This window comes from Pseudomonas azotoformans (assembly GCF_900103345.1).
Lineage (GTDB): Bacteria > Pseudomonadota > Gammaproteobacteria > Pseudomonadales > Pseudomonadaceae > Aquipseudomonas > Aquipseudomonas azotoformans.
Genome location: NZ_LT629702.1, coordinates 5,931,096 through 5,951,390, shown reverse-complemented (window position 1 = coordinate 5,951,390; position 20,295 = coordinate 5,931,096). Strand labels below are relative to the sequence as shown.

Annotated in this window: 18 protein-coding genes and 1 pseudogene; 8 read left to right on the top strand and 11 right to left on the bottom strand. The window is 62.2% G+C overall.

Features of this window, described 5'->3' with window-relative positions; all coding sequences use genetic code 11:
• The first annotated feature begins 5 nt into the window (after nucleotides 1-5).
• Complete coding sequence (gene fecA / locus BLR69_RS26980) at nucleotides 6-2,342, top strand: TonB-dependent Fe(3+) dicitrate receptor FecA (protein WP_071494027.1); 2,337 nt, start codon at nucleotides 6-8, stop codon at nucleotides 2,340-2,342.
• Nucleotides 2,343-2,504: 162 nt separating this feature from the next.
• Here fecA and BLR69_RS26975 read toward each other — a convergent pair whose 3' ends face one another.
• Nucleotides 2,505-3,377: a LysR family transcriptional regulator gene (locus BLR69_RS26975; RefSeq protein WP_071494028.1), complete on the bottom strand. Its 873-nt coding sequence runs from the start codon at nucleotides 3,375-3,377 to the stop codon at nucleotides 2,505-2,507.
• A gap of 104 nt (nucleotides 3,378-3,481) precedes the next feature.
• On the opposite strand from BLR69_RS26975, the gene BLR69_RS26970 reads away from it, so the two are divergent.
• Nucleotides 3,482-4,990 (top strand): MFS transporter, encoded by a 1,509-nt coding sequence (locus BLR69_RS26970; RefSeq protein ID WP_071494029.1) that lies wholly within the window; start codon nucleotides 3,482-3,484, stop codon nucleotides 4,988-4,990.
• A gap of 61 nt (nucleotides 4,991-5,051) precedes the next feature.
• Here the strand turns inward: BLR69_RS26970 and BLR69_RS26965 are convergent, their stop codons facing one another.
• Together BLR69_RS26965 and BLR69_RS26960 are read right to left on the bottom strand one after the other, a co-directional pair.
• A complete protein-coding gene (locus BLR69_RS26965; RefSeq protein ID WP_071494030.1) occupies nucleotides 5,052-5,462 on the bottom strand; it encodes an HPF/RaiA family ribosome-associated protein in 411 nt (136 codons plus the stop codon).
• Nucleotides 5,463-5,674: 212 nt separating this feature from the next.
• Complete coding sequence (locus BLR69_RS26960) at nucleotides 5,675-6,622, bottom strand: LysR substrate-binding domain-containing protein (protein ID WP_071494031.1); 948 nt, start codon at nucleotides 6,620-6,622, stop codon at nucleotides 5,675-5,677.
• 137 nt (nucleotides 6,623-6,759) lie between these two features.
• Here BLR69_RS26960 and BLR69_RS26955 point away from each other — a divergent pair, with 137 nt between their 5' ends.
• The 3 genes from BLR69_RS26955 (at nucleotide 6,760) to BLR69_RS26945 (ending at nucleotide 10,085) form a co-directional block, all read left to right on the top strand.
• Entirely contained in the window at nucleotides 6,760-8,136 is a 1,377-nt protein-coding gene (locus BLR69_RS26955; RefSeq protein WP_071494032.1) for an L-serine ammonia-lyase, read from the top strand.
• A gap of 61 nt (nucleotides 8,137-8,197) precedes the next feature.
• Nucleotides 8,198-9,484 (top strand): serine/threonine transporter, encoded by a 1,287-nt coding sequence (locus BLR69_RS26950; RefSeq protein ID WP_071494033.1) that lies wholly within the window; start codon nucleotides 8,198-8,200, stop codon nucleotides 9,482-9,484.
• Nucleotides 9,485-9,770: 286 nt separating this feature from the next.
• On the top strand, nucleotides 9,771-10,085 hold the full coding sequence (locus tag BLR69_RS26945; protein WP_058427809.1) for a DUF3509 domain-containing protein: 315 nt from the start codon (nucleotides 9,771-9,773) through the stop codon (nucleotides 10,083-10,085).
• Here BLR69_RS26945 and BLR69_RS26940 read toward each other — a convergent pair.
• The gene (locus BLR69_RS26940; RefSeq protein WP_058427808.1) at nucleotides 10,082-10,570 is read right to left on the bottom strand and encodes a phosphate-starvation-inducible protein PsiE; all 489 of its coding nucleotides are present in this window, start codon (nucleotides 10,568-10,570) and stop codon (nucleotides 10,082-10,084) included. The genes BLR69_RS26945 and BLR69_RS26940 overlap by 4 nt on opposite strands.
• Before the next feature lie 248 nt (nucleotides 10,571-10,818).
• On the opposite strand from BLR69_RS26940, the gene BLR69_RS26935 reads away from it, so the two are divergent.
• A complete protein-coding gene (locus BLR69_RS26935; RefSeq protein ID WP_003171979.1) occupies nucleotides 10,819-11,079 on the top strand; it encodes a YebG family protein in 261 nt (86 codons plus the stop codon).
• A gap of 54 nt (nucleotides 11,080-11,133) precedes the next feature.
• On the opposite strand, the gene BLR69_RS26930 is transcribed toward BLR69_RS26935, so the two are convergent.
• Nucleotides 11,134-12,153 carry a Leu/Phe/Val dehydrogenase gene (locus tag BLR69_RS26930; protein ID WP_071494034.1) on the bottom strand — a complete coding sequence of 340 codons (1,020 nt, stop codon included), beginning with the start codon at nucleotides 12,151-12,153 and terminating at the stop codon, nucleotides 11,134-11,136.
• Between the two features lie 187 nt (nucleotides 12,154-12,340).
• Between BLR69_RS26930 and BLR69_RS26925 the strand changes: the two genes are divergently transcribed.
• Nucleotides 12,341-13,144 (top strand): SirB1 family protein, encoded by an 804-nt coding sequence (locus BLR69_RS26925; RefSeq protein WP_071494035.1) that lies wholly within the window; start codon nucleotides 12,341-12,343, stop codon nucleotides 13,142-13,144.
• Here BLR69_RS26925 and BLR69_RS31255 read toward each other — a convergent pair.
• The 5 genes and pseudogenes from BLR69_RS31255 to hmgA form a co-directional block, all read right to left on the bottom strand.
• Nucleotides 13,143-13,271, bottom strand: a pseudogene (locus BLR69_RS31255) (outer membrane lipoprotein carrier protein LolA); the annotation flags it as partial. The gene BLR69_RS26925 and the pseudogene BLR69_RS31255 overlap by 2 nt on opposite strands.
• A complete protein-coding gene (locus tag BLR69_RS26920) occupies nucleotides 13,216-14,607 on the bottom strand; it encodes an MFS transporter (RefSeq protein ID WP_071494036.1) in 1,392 nt (463 codons plus the stop codon). The pseudogene BLR69_RS31255 and the gene BLR69_RS26920, both read right to left, overlap by 56 nt.
• 76 nt (nucleotides 14,608-14,683) lie before the next feature.
• Nucleotides 14,684-15,319 carry a maleylacetoacetate isomerase gene (gene maiA, locus BLR69_RS26915; protein WP_071494037.1) on the bottom strand — a complete coding sequence of 212 codons (636 nt, stop codon included), beginning with the start codon at nucleotides 15,317-15,319 and terminating at the stop codon, nucleotides 14,684-14,686.
• Nucleotides 15,320-15,331: 12 nt separating this feature from the next.
• Nucleotides 15,332-16,618 carry a fumarylacetoacetase gene (gene fahA, locus BLR69_RS26910; protein ID WP_071494038.1) on the bottom strand — a complete coding sequence of 429 codons (1,287 nt, stop codon included), beginning with the start codon at nucleotides 16,616-16,618 and terminating at the stop codon, nucleotides 15,332-15,334.
• 3 nt (nucleotides 16,619-16,621) lie between these two features.
• Nucleotides 16,622-17,905 carry a homogentisate 1,2-dioxygenase gene (hmgA, locus tag BLR69_RS26905; protein WP_071494039.1) on the bottom strand — a complete coding sequence of 428 codons (1,284 nt, stop codon included), beginning with the start codon at nucleotides 17,903-17,905 and terminating at the stop codon, nucleotides 16,622-16,624.
• Nucleotides 17,906-18,025: 120 nt separating this feature from the next.
• Here hmgA and BLR69_RS26900 point away from each other — a divergent pair, with 120 nt between their 5' ends.
• A complete protein-coding gene (locus BLR69_RS26900; RefSeq protein ID WP_071494040.1) occupies nucleotides 18,026-18,805 on the top strand; it encodes an IclR family transcriptional regulator in 780 nt (259 codons plus the stop codon).
• 1 nt (nucleotide 18,806) lies between these two features.
• On the opposite strand, the gene dacB is transcribed toward BLR69_RS26900, so the two are convergent.
• Nucleotides 18,807-20,264: a D-alanyl-D-alanine carboxypeptidase/D-alanyl-D-alanine endopeptidase gene (gene dacB, locus BLR69_RS26895; RefSeq protein WP_071494041.1), complete on the bottom strand. Its 1,458-nt coding sequence runs from the start codon at nucleotides 20,262-20,264 to the stop codon at nucleotides 18,807-18,809.
• Nucleotides 20,265-20,295 lie beyond the last annotated feature (31 nt).

Sequence of the window (20,295 nt, the reverse complement as noted above, 5' to 3'; positions counted from 1 at the left end):
TCGTCATGCCCCAGCACCCCACGCTTCTCGCCCGCACCCTGCGCCAACTCCTGCTTGGCGCCAGCCTGAGTCTTACGGTACTGCCACACGCCATGGCAGACGAGGCCAAGCCTTATCACATCGCGCCGACTTCGCTGGAAGCGGCGTTGAATCAATTCGGACGTGAAGCGGGTGTGCTGATTTCCTTCGGCTCGCAAGTCACCGCAGGCATGCAGAGCCGTGGCTTGTCGGGTAACTATGGCGCCGCAGACGGCCTGCAGAAACTGCTGGAAGGCACCGGCCTGCAAGCCCGCGCCGAAGGCGACAATGCCTACAGCCTGCAACCGGCCAGTGCGCCGGCGACTATCGAGTTGGGCACCTCCAGCGTGGTCGGCGACTGGCTCGGCGACGCTGCACAGACCAACGTGTTCGAACATCCTGGCGCCCGAGATGTGATCCGCCGGGAAGAATTCGAACGCCAGGGCGCCACCCAGGCCAAGGACGTGCTCAATCGCATCCCCGGCGTCAACGCCCCGGACAACAACGGCACCGGCAGCCACGACATGGCGCTGAACTTCGGTATTCGCGGCCTCAACCCGCGCCTGGCGTCACGATCCACCGTACTGATGGACGGCATCCCGGTGCCGTTTGCGCCGTACGGCCAACCCCAACTGTCGTTCGCGCCGATCAGCATGGGCAACATGGACGCCGTTGACGTGGTGCGTGGCGGCGGCGCCGTACGCTACGGCCCGCAGAACGTCGGTGGCGTGGTCAACTTCGTGACCCGCGCAATCCCGGATGCGCCCACGGTCAAAGGCGGCCTGCAGACCGAAACCAGCCCTTCCTCCAGCCACGACGGCTTCAAGACCACCGGCAACCTGCTGGCCGGCGGCACGGCCGACAATGGTCTGGGCGGTGCGCTGCTTTACTCCGGCACCCGTGGCGGCGACTGGCGCGAGAACAGCAACACGCGCATCGACGACCTGATCCTCAAGGGTAAATACCAGCTCGACGACGCCAACAGCTTCAACGCCATGGCGCAGTACTACGAAGGCCAGGCCGATATGCCAGGGGGGTTGAACGTTGCGGACTACAAGGCAGATCCGTACCAGTCCACCCGTCCCTACGACAAATTCTGGGGCCGTCGCACGATGTTCAACGTCGGCTATCGCTATGAGCAGGACCGTCGCGAGTTCACCGTAAATAGCTTCTTCACCAAGACCCTGCGCAGCGGTTACTTGGACCAGGGCACCTTCCTCTCGCTGTCCCCACGCGAGTACTGGGTGCGCGGCCTGGAAACCCGTTTCGCCCAAGGCTTCGACCTGGGCCCGACCAGCCACGAAGTGGGCGTGGGCTACCGCTACATCAACGAAGCCGGCCACGAACTGCGCTACCGCACGCCGATTGCCGCCAACCAGCAGATCCCCACCACCAACAGCCGCAACGACCGCGACACCCGTGGCGGTACCGAAGCCAATGCGTTCTTCATCGACGACCGGATTGACATCGGCAAGTGGACCATCACCCCTGGCATTCGCTACGAGATGATCGAATCCCAGCAGACCAACAACCTGAGCAACGTCAAATACAAGGGTGACTACAACACCGCGTTGCCCGCACTGAACGTGCTTTATCACCTCACCGACAGCTGGAACCTCTATGCCAACACCGAAGGTTCGTTCGGCAGCGTGCAGTACAGCCAGATGCCCAACCGCGTGACCAGCGGCGAAGTGAAACCGGAAAAAGCCCGTACCTGGGAACTGGGCACCCGTTACGACGACGGCACCTTGCGTGCGGAAATCGGCGCGTTCCTGATCAACTTCGACAACCAGTACGAAAGCAACCAGACCAACGACTCGGTGATCGCCCGTGGCGAAACCCGTCACCAGGGTATCGAGACCAGCGTCAACTACGCGCTCGATGGCTTGAGCCCGGCACTGGCCGGCTTTGATGTGTACGCCACCTACGCTTATGTCGACGCCACCATCCGCGAGGACGGCCCGAACAAAGGCAACCGCGTGCCCTTCTCGTCCAAGCACAAAGGCACCCTGGGCGTGGGTTACACCGAGGGTCGCTGGAAGCTCAACCTGGACAGCAGCTACCAGAGCAGTCAGTTCGCCGACAATGCCAACACCGAGAAGGAAACGGCCAACGGCGCCAACGGACGCATCCCCGGCTACATGCTGTTCAGCAGCCGCGCCGCCTATGACTTCGGCCCGCAACTGTCGGATCTGAATGTGGCGGTGGGGGTGAAAAACATCTTCAACACCCAGTACTTCACCCGTTCGTTCGACGACAACAACAAGGGCAAGTACGTCGGCGAACCGCGCACGGTGTACGTGCAGACCTCGATCGCGTTCTAACTGCGCGAGAAGCACTCTCTGTGGTGAGCGGGCTTGTTGTGGCGAGCGGGCTTGCCCCGCGTTGGACTGCGTAGCAGGCCCATTTTGAGGGTCGCTTCGCAACCCAACGCGGGGCAAGCCCGCTCACCACAATGGACACAGCTCATCCCCCGCCAGCCGCTTCTAACTGCCCGCCAGGCAACTGGGGGTGGCGGCGACCAGGGCATCAATGGCGCAACGGGTTTTGGCCGGCATATGCGCGGCGGTCGGCCAGATCACGTGGATCGGCGAGGGTTGCTCACGGTAGGCGGGCAACACCGCTTCCAACTGCCCGCGCAGCACGTAGTGTGCAATCAACCAACTGGGCAACCAGGCCAGGCCGACGCCCGCGATGGCAGCGTCAGCCACGGCCTGGAGGTCGTCCAGCACCAATGGCGACACAACCCGCGAACGGTGCGGCGTATTGCTGCGGTAGGCAATGCCGCGACGGCCGGCAAGGTCGTCGGCCGATTCAATCCGCCCCGCCCGCTGCAAGTACGCAGGTGAAGCAGCCAGTCCAACGGACTGTTCACCCAGGCGCCGTGCACTCAAGCGGTCGGTGTCGGGCAAAGGGCCGATTCGCACGGCGATATCAAAGCCTTCCTGCACCAGGTCGGTCATGCGATCAGCGAAACACACCTCGATCTCCAGTTCCGGATAACGGTCCATCAACCCCCACAACGCGGGCGCCGCATAGTGATGCCCGAAGGCCAGCGGCACGCTGGCGCGCAGACGACCGCGTGGCTGCTGCCGGCCGCTTTCCAGCACCGATTCGGCGGCTTCAAGTTCAGCCAATGCGCGCAGGCAATGCTCGTAGTACGCCTGTCCGTCTTCCGTCAGACGCTGACGGCGAGTGGAGCGCTGCAACAGGCAAGTCCCCAGCCGCGCTTCTAGCCGTGCCAGCCCCTTGCCCACCGCCGAGCGCGTGAGGTTCAGGCGTTCGGCGGCCTCCGTGAGGTTGCCGCTTTCGACGATCTGCAGAAAGAGTTCAACCCCATCGAAACGCGCAGTGGTCATGATTTATTGTCGCCCTTAATTCCCCTATTGACGGAAAACTTATCACAAATAAAGAAACAGATTCCCCTGAAAATCTAACGGTCCCTCAACCTCAGGAGAATCCCATGCCACCCGCCGCCACGTTATCGGCCGTCAACCCACTCCGCTCCGCCAGAAACGGCCTCGCCCTCACCGCCGTATGCCTTGTCGCCCTGATGTTCGGCCTGGAGATCTCCAGCGTGCCGGTGATCCTGCCCACGTTGGAACAGCAACTGGGCACAGGTTTCCAGGATGCCCAATGGATCATGAATGCCTACACCCTGGCCTGTACCAGTGTGTTGATGGCAGCCGGTACCCTGGCCGATCGTTTTGGCCGCAAGCGCATGTTGGTGCTATGCCTGTGGCTGTTCGGGCTGGCTTCGCTGGCGTGTGGGCTGGCAAACGATGCGCCGACGCTGATTGCCGCACGCTTCGTCCAGGGCGTGGGCGCCGGGGCGATGATGATTTGCCAGTTCGCGATTCTGTCGCACCTGTTCCGCGAACCGGCGGCGCGGGCACGGGCGTTCGCAATCTGGGGCGTAATCGCCGGCGTGGGCCTGGGCTTCGGGCCGATGGTGGGGGCGTTGATCCTGGCAGTGGCGGACTGGCGCTGGGTGTTCCTGGTGCATGTACCGCTCACCCTGTTCACCCTGGTGCTGTTGCATGTCAGCGTGCAGGAGTCCCGTGACCCGGCCGGCCATCGCCTGGACATCGCCGGTATGCTCACCTTGACGCTGTCGGTGTTCGCGCTGGTCTATTTCATCACCCAGGGCACCGAGAACGGTTTTGGCACACCGGTCATGCTCGGCTGGGCGGGATTGGCGGTGGCCGGGTTGCTGCTGTTCATCGTCGTTGAGCGACGCAGCGCCCACCCGATGTTCGACTTCTCGGTGTTCCGCATCCAGCGCTTCAATGGCGCCTTGATGGGTTCCATCGGCATGAACTTCAGCTTCTGGCCGTTCATGATCTACCTGCCGTTGTATTTCCAGGCGGGCCTGGGCTACGACACGCTGACCAGCGGCGGCGCCCTGCTCGCCTACACCCTGCCCACGCTGCTGGTGCCGCCGCTGGCGGAGCGCCTGGCCCTGCGCTACGGCGCCGAGCGCATCATTCCGTTGGGCCTGGGTTTGATGGGTGCGGGTTTCCTGGCCATGGCCGCCGCCAATTGGGCGGCGCAACCCAGCATCCTGCTGATCCTGGCCAGTTGCATCATTGCCGGCATAGGCCTGGCGCTGACCAACTCCCCCACCACCAACACCACCACGGGCTCGGTGTCCGCGGACCGCGCAGGCATGGCCTCGGGCATCGACCTGAGCGCACGGCTGATTACCCTGGCGCTCAACATCGCGTTGATGGGGCTGGTGCTGTTGCTGGGGATCAGCGATCAACTGGCCAATGTGCTGCCGGGCGCCACGGCGCTGGATTGGCCGGGCATCAGCCAGAACATCGCGGCGGGTAAGCTCGATGTACCGGGGGTGAGCGTCGCGCAGGCCCAGGCCGCACTGCGTCATGGTGCCGGCTGGGCGATGCTGTTTGCCGGCATCGGCGCTGGCGGGCTGGCACTGCTGAGCCGACATTTCTTCCACAGTCGGTAAAACGAAAACGGGCCTGCATGTGCAGGCCCGTTTGGGTGGGGGATGAAAGAACTGTCAGCTATCAGCTGTTGATAGCCGCCTGCAGGTTTTCTTCAAACTCCGCTTCAAGTGCACCCTCATTCACTTTGTTGGCCGGCAGACCTTTCCCGGCAGCGCGCGGCTTGCCTTGCAGTTTGCCAAACAGGTGTTCCAACGCATGGTCCAGCTTGGTCGCCGCACCGTCGATCGCCTGTTCCAGGGTATCGGCCTTGTGCAGTACCGACAGTGGTTGATGGCCTTTTGGCCGTGCTTCCAGGCGGCAACTCAAATCGTGGGGACCGGGCTTGTCACCGTTCTCATCCCGCAGGTAGACCTCCACTCGGGTCAGGTCTTCTTCGTAGCGTTCGAGCGTGCTCTCAATGGTAGTACGTACCCACTCCTCCAGTCGGATGCTGCTTTCAATATGGTTATCGCTATTGACTTGGATTTGCATAGTTCTTCCCTTATTTCAGCTAGCTCGCGAGAGGTCACAACTGCGACACCGGGGTGGTGAAACCATGACCTCTTGATTACACAATTGAGCAGTCCGCAGAACAATTCAACCCCTTTGCAAAGATAAATCCCACATTACAAATTAAGTCTGACTACGAGCAAAAACGCTGTTAGGGTGGGGAGTTAGTTACATCTTCTTACGCACAGCCAACCTCACAATTGCCCCTCTCCCAACGGGTGCAAACCGCGAAAAATCTCCGCTTCTTCCACCAGCCAATCATGCACCGCACGCACGCCCGGATGGCTCAGCGCACCCGGCGCATACAGCAACACGTAGCGTTTATGGTTAGGCACGGCCAGGCCGAAGGGCACGATCAAGGTGCCGCGCTCCAATTCATCGTTGAGCAAGGTACGGCGCGCAATCGCCACGCCCATGCCGGCGATGGCGGCTTCGATGGTCAGGTGGTTGCGATTGAAGGTGTGGCCACGGCGCACATCGGCGTCGTGGTAGCCGATGGCATTCAGGTAAAACTCCCACTCCGCATACTCATAACTCCCACGCCAGGCGGTGATGTCATGCAGCAACGGGAAATGCACCAGGTCGGCCGGGCCATGCAGCGGTGGGCGACCGCGCAGCAGGCTCGGCGCACACACCGGGAAAATCTGCTCGTCCAACAAGGCTGTGGATAACAGTCCGGGGTAGCTGCCGTCATTCAAATCGATGGCCAGGTCGAAGTCGCCTTCATGCAGGGCGATGCTGCTGTCCTCGGCGACCATGCGCAATTGGATATCCGGAAAGCGCTGCTGCAGGCGCGGCAAACGCGGGGTCAACCATTTGCCGAGAAACGACGGGATCGAGCGCAGGCGCAAGGTGCCACTGATCATGCCCGCGTCCAACCGCTGCAATTCGGCATCGATGCTGCCGTAGGCCTCACCCACCGTGGCGGCCAGGCGCTGCCCCTCGGCACTCAGCTCCACGCCACGGGCGCGCCGATGAAACAAGCGGAAACCCAAACGCTCCTCCAATTGGCGGATCTGCTGGCTCACTGCGCCCGGCGTGATGTGCAGTTCTTCGGCGCAGCGGGTGAACGACAAATGCCGTGCCGCACAGGAAAAAACGTGCAGCCAGACATACGTCTGGCCATGAAGGGGCCGAGTCATAGCGTTTAGTCCTGCTAAAGGGTTTCTTAGGATAATTCGTTGGTCAGTGCCGTTCCAGAGGCTCAGTATCGCGCCAATTGCGCTCGTCCTACAAAACATGGCAGCGATTCCTACTCCATTGCTTGTAAGGCTTTAGCATGGCTATCAGTGTTTTTGATCTATTCAAGGTGGGCATCGGCCCTTCCAGCTCCCATACCGTCGGCCCCATGCGCGCGGCGGCGACCTTTGCCCAGGCCCTGATCGACCAACAACTGCTGAACCACACTCACCGTGTGGAGGTGCGCTTGTATGGCTCGCTGTCCGCCACCGGCGTCGGCCATGCCACCGATCGCGCCTGCGTAATGGGCTTGATGGGCGAGTGGCCGGACACTGTCGATCCCACCTCGATCAATGCCCGTATCCAGCAACTGCGCGAATCCGGCCGCCTAATGCTCGCGGGCCAACAGGAGATTGCCTTCAACTGGCACACCGACCTCCTGCTGTTGGACGAGAGCCTGCCCTACCACCCCAACGCCATGTCCCTGCACGCCTACGGCGAAAACGGCCTGCTCAGTGAGCAAACCTACTACTCGGTGGGCGGTGGTTTCATTATCGAAGCGGCGGAAGCAGCCTCGGGCATTGCGCCGACCAGCGATGTGCAATTGCCCTACGACTTCTCCAGCGCCGTCGAGCTGCTGGCCTTGTGCAACAAGCACGGCCTGCGGGTTTCCGAACTGATGATGGCCAACGAACGCGCATGGCGCAGCGATGCAGATATCCGCAGCGGCCTGCTGCATATCTGGTCGGTGATGCGCGAATGCGTGGAGCAAGGCCTGCGCGATGAAGGCATCCTGCCGGGTGGCCTGGACGTGCCGCGTCGCGCCGCGAAACTGCACCGCAGCCTGTTGGAAATCGGCAAGCCGAATGTCATCACCTCCACCTTGTCGGCGATGGAATGGGTCAACCTGTTCGCCCTCGCCGTCAACGAAGAAAACGCCGCCGGCGGGCGCATGGTCACCGCGCCGACCAACGGCGCCGCCGGAATCATCCCGGCCGTGCTGCATTACTACATGAAGTTCAATGCCGACGCGTCCGACGACGATGTGGTCAATTTCTTCCTGGCTGCCGCCGCCGTCGGCATCCTGTGCAAGAAAAACGCCTCCATCTCCGGCGCCGAAGTCGGCTGCCAGGGCGAAGTCGGCTCGGCCTGCGCCATGGCCGCCGCCGGCTTGGCGGACGTGCTCGGTGCAACCCCCGAGCAGCTGGAAAACGCCGCCGAGATCGGCCTGGAACATAACCTGGGCCTTACCTGCGACCCTGTCGGCGGCCTGGTGCAAGTGCCGTGCATCGAGCGCAACGCCATCGCCGCCGTCAAGGCGATCAACGCCACGCAAATGGCCCTGCGCGGTGACGGCAAGCACTTCATTTCCCTCGACCGGGTGATCCGCACCATGCGCGATACCGGCGCCGATATGCATGACAAATACAAAGAAACTTCACGGGGTGGCCTGGCGGTCAGCTGGGTGGAGTGCTGATCGGAGCACTGCTACCTGCCCCAACGTGAGCCCGCGCAAAAATAATAACGAGGCAATAACGATGACCGATGTACGTACACCTGCCGTAGAAAACCCTGCTGTAGAAGCAACCGTGACCACCGGCTGGACCCAACATTACACCACCTGGATGCTCGGCCTCTACGGCACCGCCATCGGCGCGGGCACCCTGTTCCTGCCGATCAATGCCGGCGTCGGCGGCTTCTGGCCACTGATCGTGCTGGCACTGCTGGCCTTCCCGATGACCTTCTTCGCCCACCGTGGGTTGACGCGCTTTGTGTTGTCAGGCAAATCCGGCGATATCACCGAGGTGGTCGAAGAACACTTCGGCGTCGGCGCGGGCAAGCTGATCACCCTGCTGTATTTCTTCGCCATCTTCCCGATCCTGCTGGTGTACAGCGTGGCGCTGACCAATACCCTCGGCAGCTTCATGGAACACCAACTGCACATGACCCCGCCGCCCCGGGCGATCCTGTCGCTGGTGCTGATCCTCGGCCTCATGGCCATCGTGCGTTGCGGCCAGGGCGTGATCGTCAAGGCGATGAGCGTGCTGGTGTACCCGTTCGTTGCCGCCTTGTTGTTGCTGGCCGTGAGCCTGATCCCCAACTGGAACGGTGCGTTCTTCGCTTCCGCCAACGAGGGCATGCCCCTGCCGCTGTTCTTCAAGACCCTGTGGCTGGCGATCCCGGTGATGGTGTTTTCGTTCAACCATTCACCGATCATCTCCGCCTTCGCCGTCGACCAGAAACGCGTGTATGGCGCGCAGGCCGAGCGTAAAAGCAGCGGCATCCTGGCCACCGCCCACGGCATGATGGTCCTGACCGTGATGTTCTTCTGTTTCAGTTGCGTACTGGCACTGTCGCCGGCCGACCTGGCAGCGGCCAAGGCGCAGAACATCTCGATCCTGTCGTACCTGGCCAACCACTTCCAGACCCCGGTGATCGCCTACGCCGCGCCGCTGATCGCGCTGGTGGCCATCACCAAGTCCTTCCTCGGCCATTACATCGGCGCCAGCGAAGGCTTCCAGGGCATGATCGTCAAATCCCTGCGCGGGCGTAACCGTTCGATGTCGGCCAAATGGCTGGAACGCTGCACCGCGCTGCTCATGGTACTCACCTGCTGGGCCGTAGCCACCTTCAACCCGAGCATCCTGGGCATGATCGAGACCATGGGCGGGCCGATCATCGCGTGCCTTCTGTTCCTGATGCCGATGTATGCAATCCGCCGCGTGCCAGCTCTGCGCCAGTATTCGGGCCAGCTGTCGAACCTGTTTGTGGTGGTGATCGGCTTGATTGCGCTGTCAGCGATCGTTTTCTCGGTACTGCCCTGAAATAGCCCACAACGCCGATACAGTGTGGGAGCGGGCTTGCTCGCGAAAGCGGTGTGTCAGTCAATAAATACTTGGCTGAAGGACCGCTTTCGCGAGCAAGCCCGCTCCCACATTGAGACCTCATTGGCTGATAGATCACCACACGGCACGGCCTTTGCTGTACAGCTCATGAGGCAAACGGACCTTGTGAAACCTCAGCGACGGAGTGGCCGGTGGTCAGGCAACGCGAACTAATCCCGATACCGGTCGTCAATGACTGCATGTTCTTATCAGGCGGTAACGCACCATGGACAATCCTTTTCAGATCATCACCGACACCTTCACGCCAGAATACCGTGTCAACCTGAGCATCCAACGGTTGGACGGCAGCATCATGCTGACCCTCTCCAACGAACAAGGCGTGGTCGCCAAACGCATGATCAGCGCCGAACAACGCAACGATCCAAAGCGACTCAAGCGCCTGGTGCAAAGCATCCAGTTCGGCATCGCCATCGAGCAGGGCCACAGCGCCTTGGACATCCTCACGGTGATGACGGATGGCGACCACAAAGTGCTCCAGCGGCCGCCTACCCGCACCCTGCCCTTCAGCGTCGGGCTTTAAAGCTCGCCCTTCTCGGTTTCCAGGCTCGCCTCGCCCTTGCGACGCGGGCCTTCGACCTTCACAGAGGGGAACGCCGACGAGGCGTAGCGCACCACCAGGATCGAGAACGCCAGCAGCAGAATCCCGCCGCACAAGTAGATGATGCCGACATCCGGCGGGTTGTGGTGGGACACGTTGGAGATCAGCAGACGCGTCAGCGCGGTGATCGCCACGTAGATCAGGAAGCGTACCGGCATGTGGTTGGTCTTGAAGTAAATCCCCACCATCGCGCCCAATTCCAAGTAGATGAACAGCAGCAAGATGTCATCGATCTTGATATGCCCGTTCTCCAGCATCCCCAGAAACTCCATCACCGCCGCCCAGGCCGTCACCGCACCAATGGCGAACAGCGCCAGGTAGTGGAACGACTCGACGAACAGGTTACCCAGGGACTCGGCCAGCCCGTGTACTTGCTGGCGCAGCCTTTCGGCCCAGTTGATTTTCACGATGATGCTTCCTTAGGTCGACTCGACCGGATAATGCGGGTTGGACGTGACGGTTGTTCTGCATGCAGAAAAAAGGCCAGGGACGGGTATAAGATGATGGCGGGGTGATATGAGGCACTCCAATCCCGTATTTCCCGACTACATTAAAAAACTGCTACCCAAACCCCACGGTTTGGCTTACCCTTTTAGCTGTATATAAATACAGTAGTCGCAAAAGACAACTATCGTGAAGGCATGTGAGGTGGTGAATGGCCGTCGAAGTGGTATACCGCAGCAGCCGAGATCTGGAGCGTTTGTTCATGGATAAAGCCGAAGCTGACCGTCATGACAAGATGCTTGAACTCGCTGAGTTGCTCGCAGAAGTGTTGCAAAAAGCCGTGCCGTCCCTGAGCGAGCAGCAGGTGGAAGAAGCCGGGATCTACATGGCGAAGAACCGCGATGTGTTTGCCAAGGCGTTCAAGAGCCAGCCGGACGCATTGTCCGAGTTGCTGAACGCAGCGGCGGAATAAAGCCCGAATTGAACAGGCCCTGAATCTTTGGTTCAGGGCCTTTTTAATACCTGGCTATTGGTAAAGCAGGCGCTCGGCGAGTTCGTCGGCCACCCGGGCGGGTGAGCGTTTTTCGGCCTGGGCGTGGGCGAAGATTTCGGTAAGGCGCGTGCCGATGTTGGACAGGTGCGCGGTGATGGACGGCAACTCGGCACCGCTGTGTTTGAGGGCCACGTAGATCAGCCCTCCCGAGTTGATCACGTAGTCCGGTGCGTAAAGGATACCGCGCGCTTCCAGTTGATCGGCGTTGTCCAGGTGGGTCAGTTGGGCACTGGCAGAACCGGCCACGGCGGCGCAGCGCAGTTGGCCGACGCTCTGGCGGTTGAACACGGCGCCAAGGCCGCAGGGGGCGAGGATGTCGCACGGCGTGCTGAGCAAGGCGTCATTGGCGATGGGGTGTGCGCCCAGTTGCTCCATGGCCAGTTGCACCTTGCCGTGGTCGATGTCGCTCACCAGCAGTTCGGCGCCGGCCGCATGCAGCTGTTCGGCCAGGGCGAAGCCGACGTTGCCCAGGCCCTGGATGGCGACACGCAAGCCTTCGAGGTTGTCACTGCCCAGGCGCGCCATGGCGGTGGTGCGGATGCCGGCGAACACGCCCATGGCGGCGTGCGGCGAAGGGTCGCCCGCAGCGGTGGTGCTGGTGACGTAGCGGGTGTGCTGGGCGATGCAGTCCATGTCGGCCACCGAAGTGCCGCTGTCGATGGCGGTGATGTAGCGTCCGTCGAGCTGTTCGATGCAACGGCCGAAGGCTTCAAACAAGGCGGCACGACTTTCCACATGGGCGGGACGCAGGATCACGGCGGTGCCACCGCCCACCGGCAAACCGGCCAGGGCAGCCTTGTAGCTCATGCCCTGGGCCAGGCGCGCGGCATCCGCCACGGCACTTTCGTCGTCGGGATAGGAGAGGAAGCGACAGCCACCGAGGGCGGGCCCCAGGCGGCTGTTATGGATGGCAATGACCGCCTTCAGCCCGGTGACCGGGTCGACGCTCAAGTGCAGCGATTCAAGGCGGGTGCTGTGCATGAGAGCAAACATCGTCAAGCTCCCGAGTCACTTCTGGTAGTGGGCCAAGTATAGGCTTGCGGTAGAAAACTGCCGGAATACGCTGGAATAAGCCGTTCAATTTCGTAGGACTTGCGACATAAGAGCGCAGGATATTTCCCAAGCCACTGGACGAAAATTCCCAGCAAGGCTAAAACGGGGGCATCCGCCGGAGAACGCAATGAACCCCCGCAAAGCCTTTTTCGCCTGCCTGGAACGCTCCCCGCCCGCGCTGTTTGAAGCGGCGCTGTGGATTGCTGCCGAGCATGACCCGGCGGTGCAGCCGTCAGTGGTCCTGCAAGAACTGACGCTGCTGCACCAACAGGTGAGCATCGGCATGCCCATGCTGCCGGCGGATGAACTCGGTCAACCGCTGCTGCGGCGCCTGAATGACCTGGGGTTTGCCCAGGATGAATTCACCCCGCTGCGCCCCGCGGCTGCCTTGCTGGACAAGGTGTTGCAACGCAAGCGCGGACAACCGCTGGCGATGGGGCTGATCGCCATGGAACTGGCGCGACGGATGGATATCCCCATGGTCGGCGTGAACTTCCCCGGGCATTTCCTGCTGCGCGTACCCGGTGCCGATCACCTGTTGGACCCGTGCGGCGGCCGGCGCCTGTATCCCAATGATTGCCGCGACCTGCTGCAACGCCAGTACGGCCCCAACCTCAAGCTGCAGGCCGACCACCTGCACACCGCCGACCCGCGTTCGATCCTGCAGCGGCTGTCACGTAACCTGCGGCAATTGCACTTGTCCAACGACGCTCCGCTCGAGGCCCTGGTCGACGCCGAACGTGTGCTGGAACTGGGCAATGCCAGCGCCGCCGATTATTTGGCGCGGGCCAGCCTGTACCAGCGCCTGGACTGCCCCAACGCCGAGCGTTTCGACCTGGAACACGCGCTGATGCTCAGCGAAGACCCGATCCAGCGCCTGCGCCTGACCGAACGCCTGGGGCATTTGCCGACCAATTCAGTGGTGCATTGAACACTGTAGGCGCGAGCTTGCTCGCGAAAAGCCTGAGAGCGCCGCGCTGATCCAAGTAGCCCGCGTTATTGTTAACGTTCTTCGCGAGCAAGCTCGCTCCTACAGGGTGCTTTGAGAACGTCGCCAGGCTGCGGACGCTTCGATACTTGCGACCCAGGCGAACGCACCTGAATGATCAACAACGCCGCCACCACCGCCGGGATCGCGCAAAAGAAGAAAATCTGCTCCACCGGGATATGCATCGCCAACAACATGCTGCCAAACAACGGCCCCAGGATTGAACCAAACCGCCCCACCCCCAACGCCCAGCCCGTCCCCGTGGCGCGCACATGTGCCGGGTAGAAATTGCTGGCAAAGGCATTGAGGGTCAATTGCCCACCGATGATGCAAAACCCGGCCGCAAATACACAGGCCACCAGGTAACGCGGATTGTCATGGTTCGCACCGAGCAGGATGGTGCACACCGCCGCAGCCGCCAGCACGCCCGACAACAGACGCACTTTGTTTTTCAACCGGTCGGCGAACCAGGCCATGCCGATAGCGCCCAAGGTCCCGGCGAACAGGAACATCGAAGTCACCAGGTTGGCTTCTTTCAATGCCAGCCCACTTTCCAGCAGCAGCGACGGCAACCAGCTGATCATGAAATACAGCAGGATCAGGCTGACAAAAAAAGTCGCCCAGATCAGCAGCGTCGGGCGCGCGTAGCCGTTGCGAAACAACTCCACCACCGTCAGTTTGCTGCCCTGCTCCTGTTGGTTCTCTGCCTCAGTGGCCAGCGGCGGTTGCCAGCCCGGCAACATCCGCAACGTCACGCTCTGCAGCCGCGCATACGGCGGTGCATCACGCAGCAAACGCGGCAATGATTCCGGCAACAGCCACACCAGAAACGGAAACAGCAGCAGCGGCGTCACGCCACCGGCGAGGAACACCGCCTGCCAGCCAAAACCTTCGATAAACCCCGCCGCCACGAATCCGCCCGCCGCCCCGCCGAACGAGAAACCACAGGCCGCCAGGGTCACCATCAGCGTGCGCAGGCGCGGCGGAGAATAGTCCGACATCAACGCCATCGCACTCGGCATGGCGCCGCCCATGCCGATGCCACAGATAAACCGGGCGGCCATCAACGTGGTCAGCGAGTTGGCGAACACCATCAGCACGGTGAGGGTGGCGTAGATCAGCACGCAGCCGAGCAGGATACGGCGCACACCGAAACGATCCGCCAGCGGCGTGACCAGCAACGAGCCCAAGGTCAGCCCGAGCAGGTTGGCGCTGAACACCGGACCGAAGGCAGCCTTCTCCAACCCCCAATCCTGCGCCAGTGCCGGCACCACATAACCCAGGACCTGGGCGTCGTAGCCATCGGTCACCAGCAGCAGCGCCAGTAACAGGAGAATCAACCACTGATAGCGCGACACCGGACGGGCGTCGAGTGCCGCGCGAAAGCTGGCAATCTGATTGTGCATCGCAAGGTACCTCTTATTTTTATAAGGGTGTCGCAGTCAAAATGTGGGAGGGGCTTGCCCCCTTCCACAGTTGGTCCTAAGGCGTGTCAGGTTGATTGGCGGGGTGTGCTTTCACAAACGCGGGATGCTGCGCCGCCAACGCCGCCACCCGACCAATGCGCGGGTACGCCGCCAATGGCACCTTGAAGCGCTCCGCCGCATACAGCTGGGGAATCAGGAACGTATCGGCCAGCCCCGGCTGCTCGCCGAAGCAAAACCCTGTGTCGCCGATCAACTGCTCCACCGCACCCAACCCCTGGCTGATCCAATGGCCGATCCATTCCAGCAGTTGCGCCTCGTCATGCCCCCACTGGCGCAGCAGGTTCTGGGTACTGGAGTTGTGCAGCGGGTGGATATCGCAGCTGATGATCGAGGCAACTGCACGTTCATGGGCCCGGGTCGCCAGGTCGCTGGAGAGCAGCGGTGCCTGTGGATAACGTTCTTCCAGGTATTCGATGATCGCCGGCGATTGAATCAACAGCTCGCCCTCATCGGTGCGCAATGCCGGCACACGGCCCTGCGGGTTGATTGCCAGGTACTCCGGCTGGCGATTGGCACCGCCCGCCGGCACCAGCAGGTTGACCGGCACGGCAGTGAAATCCAGGCCCTTGAGCGCCAGGGCAATGCGCACCCGGTACGACGAAGTGGAACGGTAGTAGGTATAGAGTTCCATCGCCCTGCCCTCCTAGCGCGCTGCGACCACGGTGCCACGGCATTCACCGAAGCCGATGGAGGCAAAACCTTCGCGGCTGCAGCGGGCGCGCAGGATGATCTCGTCGCCATCCTCGAGGAACTTGCGCACCTCGCCAGACGGCAACTCGACCGCCTTTTTGCCACCTTCAGTCATTTCCAACAGGCTGCCGAACTGGCCCGCCTGCGGCCCGGACAAGGTGCCCGAACCAAACAGGTCACCGGCCTGCAACTGGCAGCCGTTGACGCTGTGGTGCGCCACCAACTGCGCGACGGTCCAGTACATGTGCAGGCTGTTGCTCAGGGCCAGGCGAAACGCCGGCAGCTTCTGTTCGCGCATGGCGGCGGTGGTCAGCAGCACTTCCAATTCGATATCCAGGGCGCCCGCCGCCTGGTCACGTTTATCCAGCAGGTACGACAGCGGTTGCGGGTCGCCTTCGGGGCGTGCCGGTTGTGCTGTGCGGAACGGCTCAAGCGCCTCGGCCGTGACCACCCACGGGGAGATCGTGGTGATGAAGCTTTTCGACAGGAACGGCCCCAACGGCTGGTATTCCCAGGCCTGGATATCCCGCGCCGACCAGTCATTGAGCAGACAGAAACCGGCGATGTGGTCCGCCGCGTCGCCGATGGCGATTGAATCGCCCATCGCATTGCCCTGGCCGATCCAGATACCCAGTTCCAACTCGTAGTCCAGGCGTGCGCACGGGCCGAAGGTCGGCTCGGTCTGGCCGGCCGGCAGGGTCTGACCCTTGGGGCGGCGCACGTCGGTGCCTGAGGCACGAATGGTCGAGGCGCGGCCGTGGTAACCAATCGGCACGTATTTGTAGTTGGGCAGCAGCGGGTTGTCGGGACGGAACAGTTTGCCGACGTTCTGCGCGTGTTCGATGCCGACATAGAAGTCGGTGTAGTCGTTGATCCGTGCCGGTACGTGCATCTGGCAATCGGCGGCGCTGTGCAGTACCTGCGCCTCGCGGGTTTGCAGGTGGCTGCCTTCGGCCAGCAGCTCCAGCAAACGCTCGCGCAGGGCCACACGCGGGCCACAGCCCAGTTCAAACAAGGCGTTCAGTTGGCCACCGGCGGTGGCCTCGACGGCGCGGCGGGCTTCACCACTGAACGCGTCGATGGCCGCATGCAGATCCAGGATCGAGTCACCAATCGCCACGCCGGCGCGTGGCGCCGAGCCATTGATGCTGAACACCCCCAGCGGCAGGTTTTGCAGGGGGAAATCGGTGTGACCGTTGGCGGAGGCCACCCAGCTGCGGGTAAGTGTGGGCTGAGTCATGGGTTATCTCCGGTTCGGGTTGAAGGTGGCAGGCAGCGAGGCCCAGCACGCGTCATAGGCGGGTTGCAGTTGCGGGCAGTCCAGGGCGAATTGGGTCGGACGCAGCACTTGGCTGGTCTCGAACATGAAGGCCATGGTGTTATCGATCTTGTGCGGCGCCAGTTCCACGTTGATGGCCTTGGTGCAGGTCTCGCCGTCCGGGCCATGGGCGCTCATGCAGCTGTGCAGGGATGCGCCACCCGGCAGGAAACCTTCGGCCTTGGCGTCGTAGGCGCCCTGGATCAGGCCCATGTATTCGTTCATCAGGTTGCGGTGGAACCATGGCGGGCGGAAGGTGTTCTCGGCCACCATCCAGCGCGGCGGGAAGATCACGAAGTCGAGGTTGGCCAGGCCGTGGGTGCTGGTGGGCGAGGTCAATACGGTGAAGATCGACGGGTCCGGGTGATCGAAGCTCACGGTGCCAATCGTGTTGAAGTGGCGCAGATCGTATTTGTACGGCACGTTGTTGCCGTGCCAGGCGACCACGTTGAGTGGCGAATGGTCCAGCTCGCAGGCCCAGAGTTCGCCGAGGAACTTCTGCACCAGCGTTGTCGGTTGTTTCAGATCTTCGTAGTGCGCAACCGGCGTCAGGAAATCACGCGGATTGGCCAGGCCGTTGCTGCCGATAGGGCCCAGGTCCGGCAGGCGCAAGGGTGCACCATGGTTCTCGGCGACGTAACCGCGCGCTTGCGCATCCAGTAGCTCGACGCGGAATTTCAGGCCACGGGGCAACACGACGATTTCCAGTGGCTCCACTTCCAACACGCCAAGCTCGGTGGCGATGCGCAGGCGGCCTTGCTCGGGAACAATCAACAACTCGCCATCGGCGTTGAAGAACACGCGCTCCATGGAACGGTTGGCGCGGTAGTTGTAGATACTGATGCCCGAGGGTTTTTCTGACCCGGAATTTGCCACCATTGCGACCAACCCATCGATAAAGTCCGTCGCCTCGCTCGGCATATCCAACGGATTCCAGCGCAAGCGATTGGGCGTCACCGCCCCCAGCGGTCCACCGGCCAACTGCCGCTCCAGCTTGATAAACGCCGGGTGATTGGCCGACGGCTGAATGCGGTACAGCCAGGTGCGTCGGGCTTCGCTGCGCGCCATGGTGAACGCGGTGCCGGAGAACAGCTCGGTGTACAGCCCGTAGGGCGCTTTTTGCGGGGAGTTCTGGCCGACCGGCAGTGCGCCGGGCAAGGCTTCGCTGGCGAATTCATTGCCGTAGCCCGACAGGTATTCGAGGTTCATGGATCATCCTCTGCACGGAAGTTGTTTTTATCGTAATCCAGTTACGCATAACGTAATTTGATCACTATCGACCGTCAAGCTATAAAGACGCCCATTCATCTCTCGGATTCTCGCCCCTCCATGGAAAAGCCCCGCGACACCGGTAAACAGAAAGTCCGCTCGGCCGAAGTGGGCACCGATATCCTCAAGGCCCTGGCCGAGTTGTCCCCAGCCACGTCGCTGTCACGCCTGGCCGAACATGTCCAGATGCCGGCCAGCAAGGTGCACCGTTATCTGCAGGCGCTGATCGCCTCGGGTTTTGCCGAACAGAACACCGCCACCAACCACTATGGCCTGGGCCGCGAAGCGTTGCGCGTCGGCCTGGCGGCGCTGGGCAGCATGGACGTGTTGAAAGTCGGCGCCATGCCCCTGGCGGAGTTACGCGATGAATTGAATGAAACCTGCTTTCTGGCGGTGTGGGGCAACCAGGGTGCGACCGTGGTACAGATCGAACCGGCGGTGCGTGCGGTGACGGTGGTGACGCAACTGGGTTCGGTGCTGCCGCTGCTCAGCTCGTCCACCGGGCTGGTGTTCAGCGCCTTCCTGCCGTCGCGGGAAACCGTGGAGCTGCGCGAGCGTGAGATCCAGGCCGGTATCGCCCATGCCCTGGCGGACGACCAGGCCTACGCCACCACCTGCGAACAGATCCGCAACCGTGGCCTGCATTTTGTGCATGGTTTGCTGATGCCCGGTGTCGATGCGCTGTCGGCGCCAGTGTTCAATGCCATCGGGCAGGTGGCGGCAGTAATGACCGTGGTCGGCCCCACCTCGCTGTTCCACGCCGATGAAGACGGCCCGGCGGCGCAGCACTTGTTGGCGGCGACCCGGGCCGTGAGTTGGCGTATGGGTTATCAGCCCTGAGCTAGTCGTGCCATTGCACCAGGGCCAATGCCACGCGGTTTTCCAGGGCGCGGATCGGTGCGGCGGTGCTCAGGTAGTTGTTGCTGATCATTGAAAATACCAGGCGCCGGCCCTTGGCGTCAGTGATGTAGCCGCTCAACGATGACACGCCGGCCATGGAGCCGGTCTTGGCGTGCAAGTTGTTTTGCGCAGCCGTGCCGCGCAGTCGGTAGCGCAGGCTGCCACCGGTCATGCGGTCCGCGTTGCCGGCAATCGGCAAGGCGTTGTACCAGGCGTCGAACCACGGCTGCTTGGCCGTCGCCAGCAGCAAATCAGTGAGGTTTTGCGACGACACCAGATTGCGCCGCGACAAGCCCGAACCGTCGACCTGGCTCAGCGTCATCGGGTCCAAACCTTGGCGGCGCATGAAGTCCGCCACCGCCGCGACACCGGCCTGCGCCGTACCCGCATTGGATGTCTTGCGCCCCATGGCCTTGAGCAAGGCTTCAGACATGTTGTTGTTCGAAAGCTTGAGCAGCGGCGTGATCAGTTCCTGTAGCGGCGCCGATTGATGTTCCGCCAGCAGCTTGGCCGTCGCGGGACTTGCACTGCCGATCACGCGCCGACCCAGCACCTGGATGCCCTGCTGTGCCAATGCCTGTTCAAACAGATTCGCCACCAGTTGCGTCGGCTCCCACACGCTCACCCACTGCCGGCTTTGCTTGCCCGGCGCCAACGCGCCGGTGAGTTGCAGCAGGTTGGTGCCGTGCTGGCGGGTGATGCCGTAATTGTTGACGGGGCCGCTGACAGCACGGTTGTTCAGTTGCACGTAGTCGGTGGATGGGCTAACCACCACGCTGACCGGTTGGCCAACCACGGTGGGGGCTTTGGCCGTGACCAGCAACGTGCCCGCATCAAAATCGGTATTGGGTGATACGGTCAGCGCCGAAATCTGCGCGCCGTAGTAGGTGCTTTCGTCGTCCTGGGACCAGTCCACGCCCAGCCGTTCGGCGTCGAAAAAGGTGTCGTCGAACACCAGGTCACCCTGGACCTGACGCACGCCCAGGGCGGCAAGCTGTGCCGCCAATGCCTGGTAGTCGGCGAACTGCGTGGTCGGATCGCCCAGGCCCTTGAGGTACAGGTTGCCGCTGAGACGCTCGCCTTGCTGCGTGCCGTTGCTCAGCAGTTGCGTGGAAAAACGATACTGCGGCCCCAGCACATCCATCGCTGCCGCCGTAGTCAGTAGCTTCAGGTTAGAGGCCGGAATCAACCGCGTGCGCGGGTTGTACTGGTAGAGCGTGTTGCCGCTGCGGGCATCACGCACCATCAGGGAGACCGTGGCGCCGTGCAGCACCGGGTCTGCCAGCAACTGGTCCAGGCTGCGCCCGGTAGAGGTCGTCGAAGGCGTTGCGCATCCACCGAGCAACAAACCGAAGCCCAGCGCCAGCGCACTGGCGTGTATCCATCGTCCCAACCGCATAAACCTGACATTCCCGAATCGGTGAAAGTGC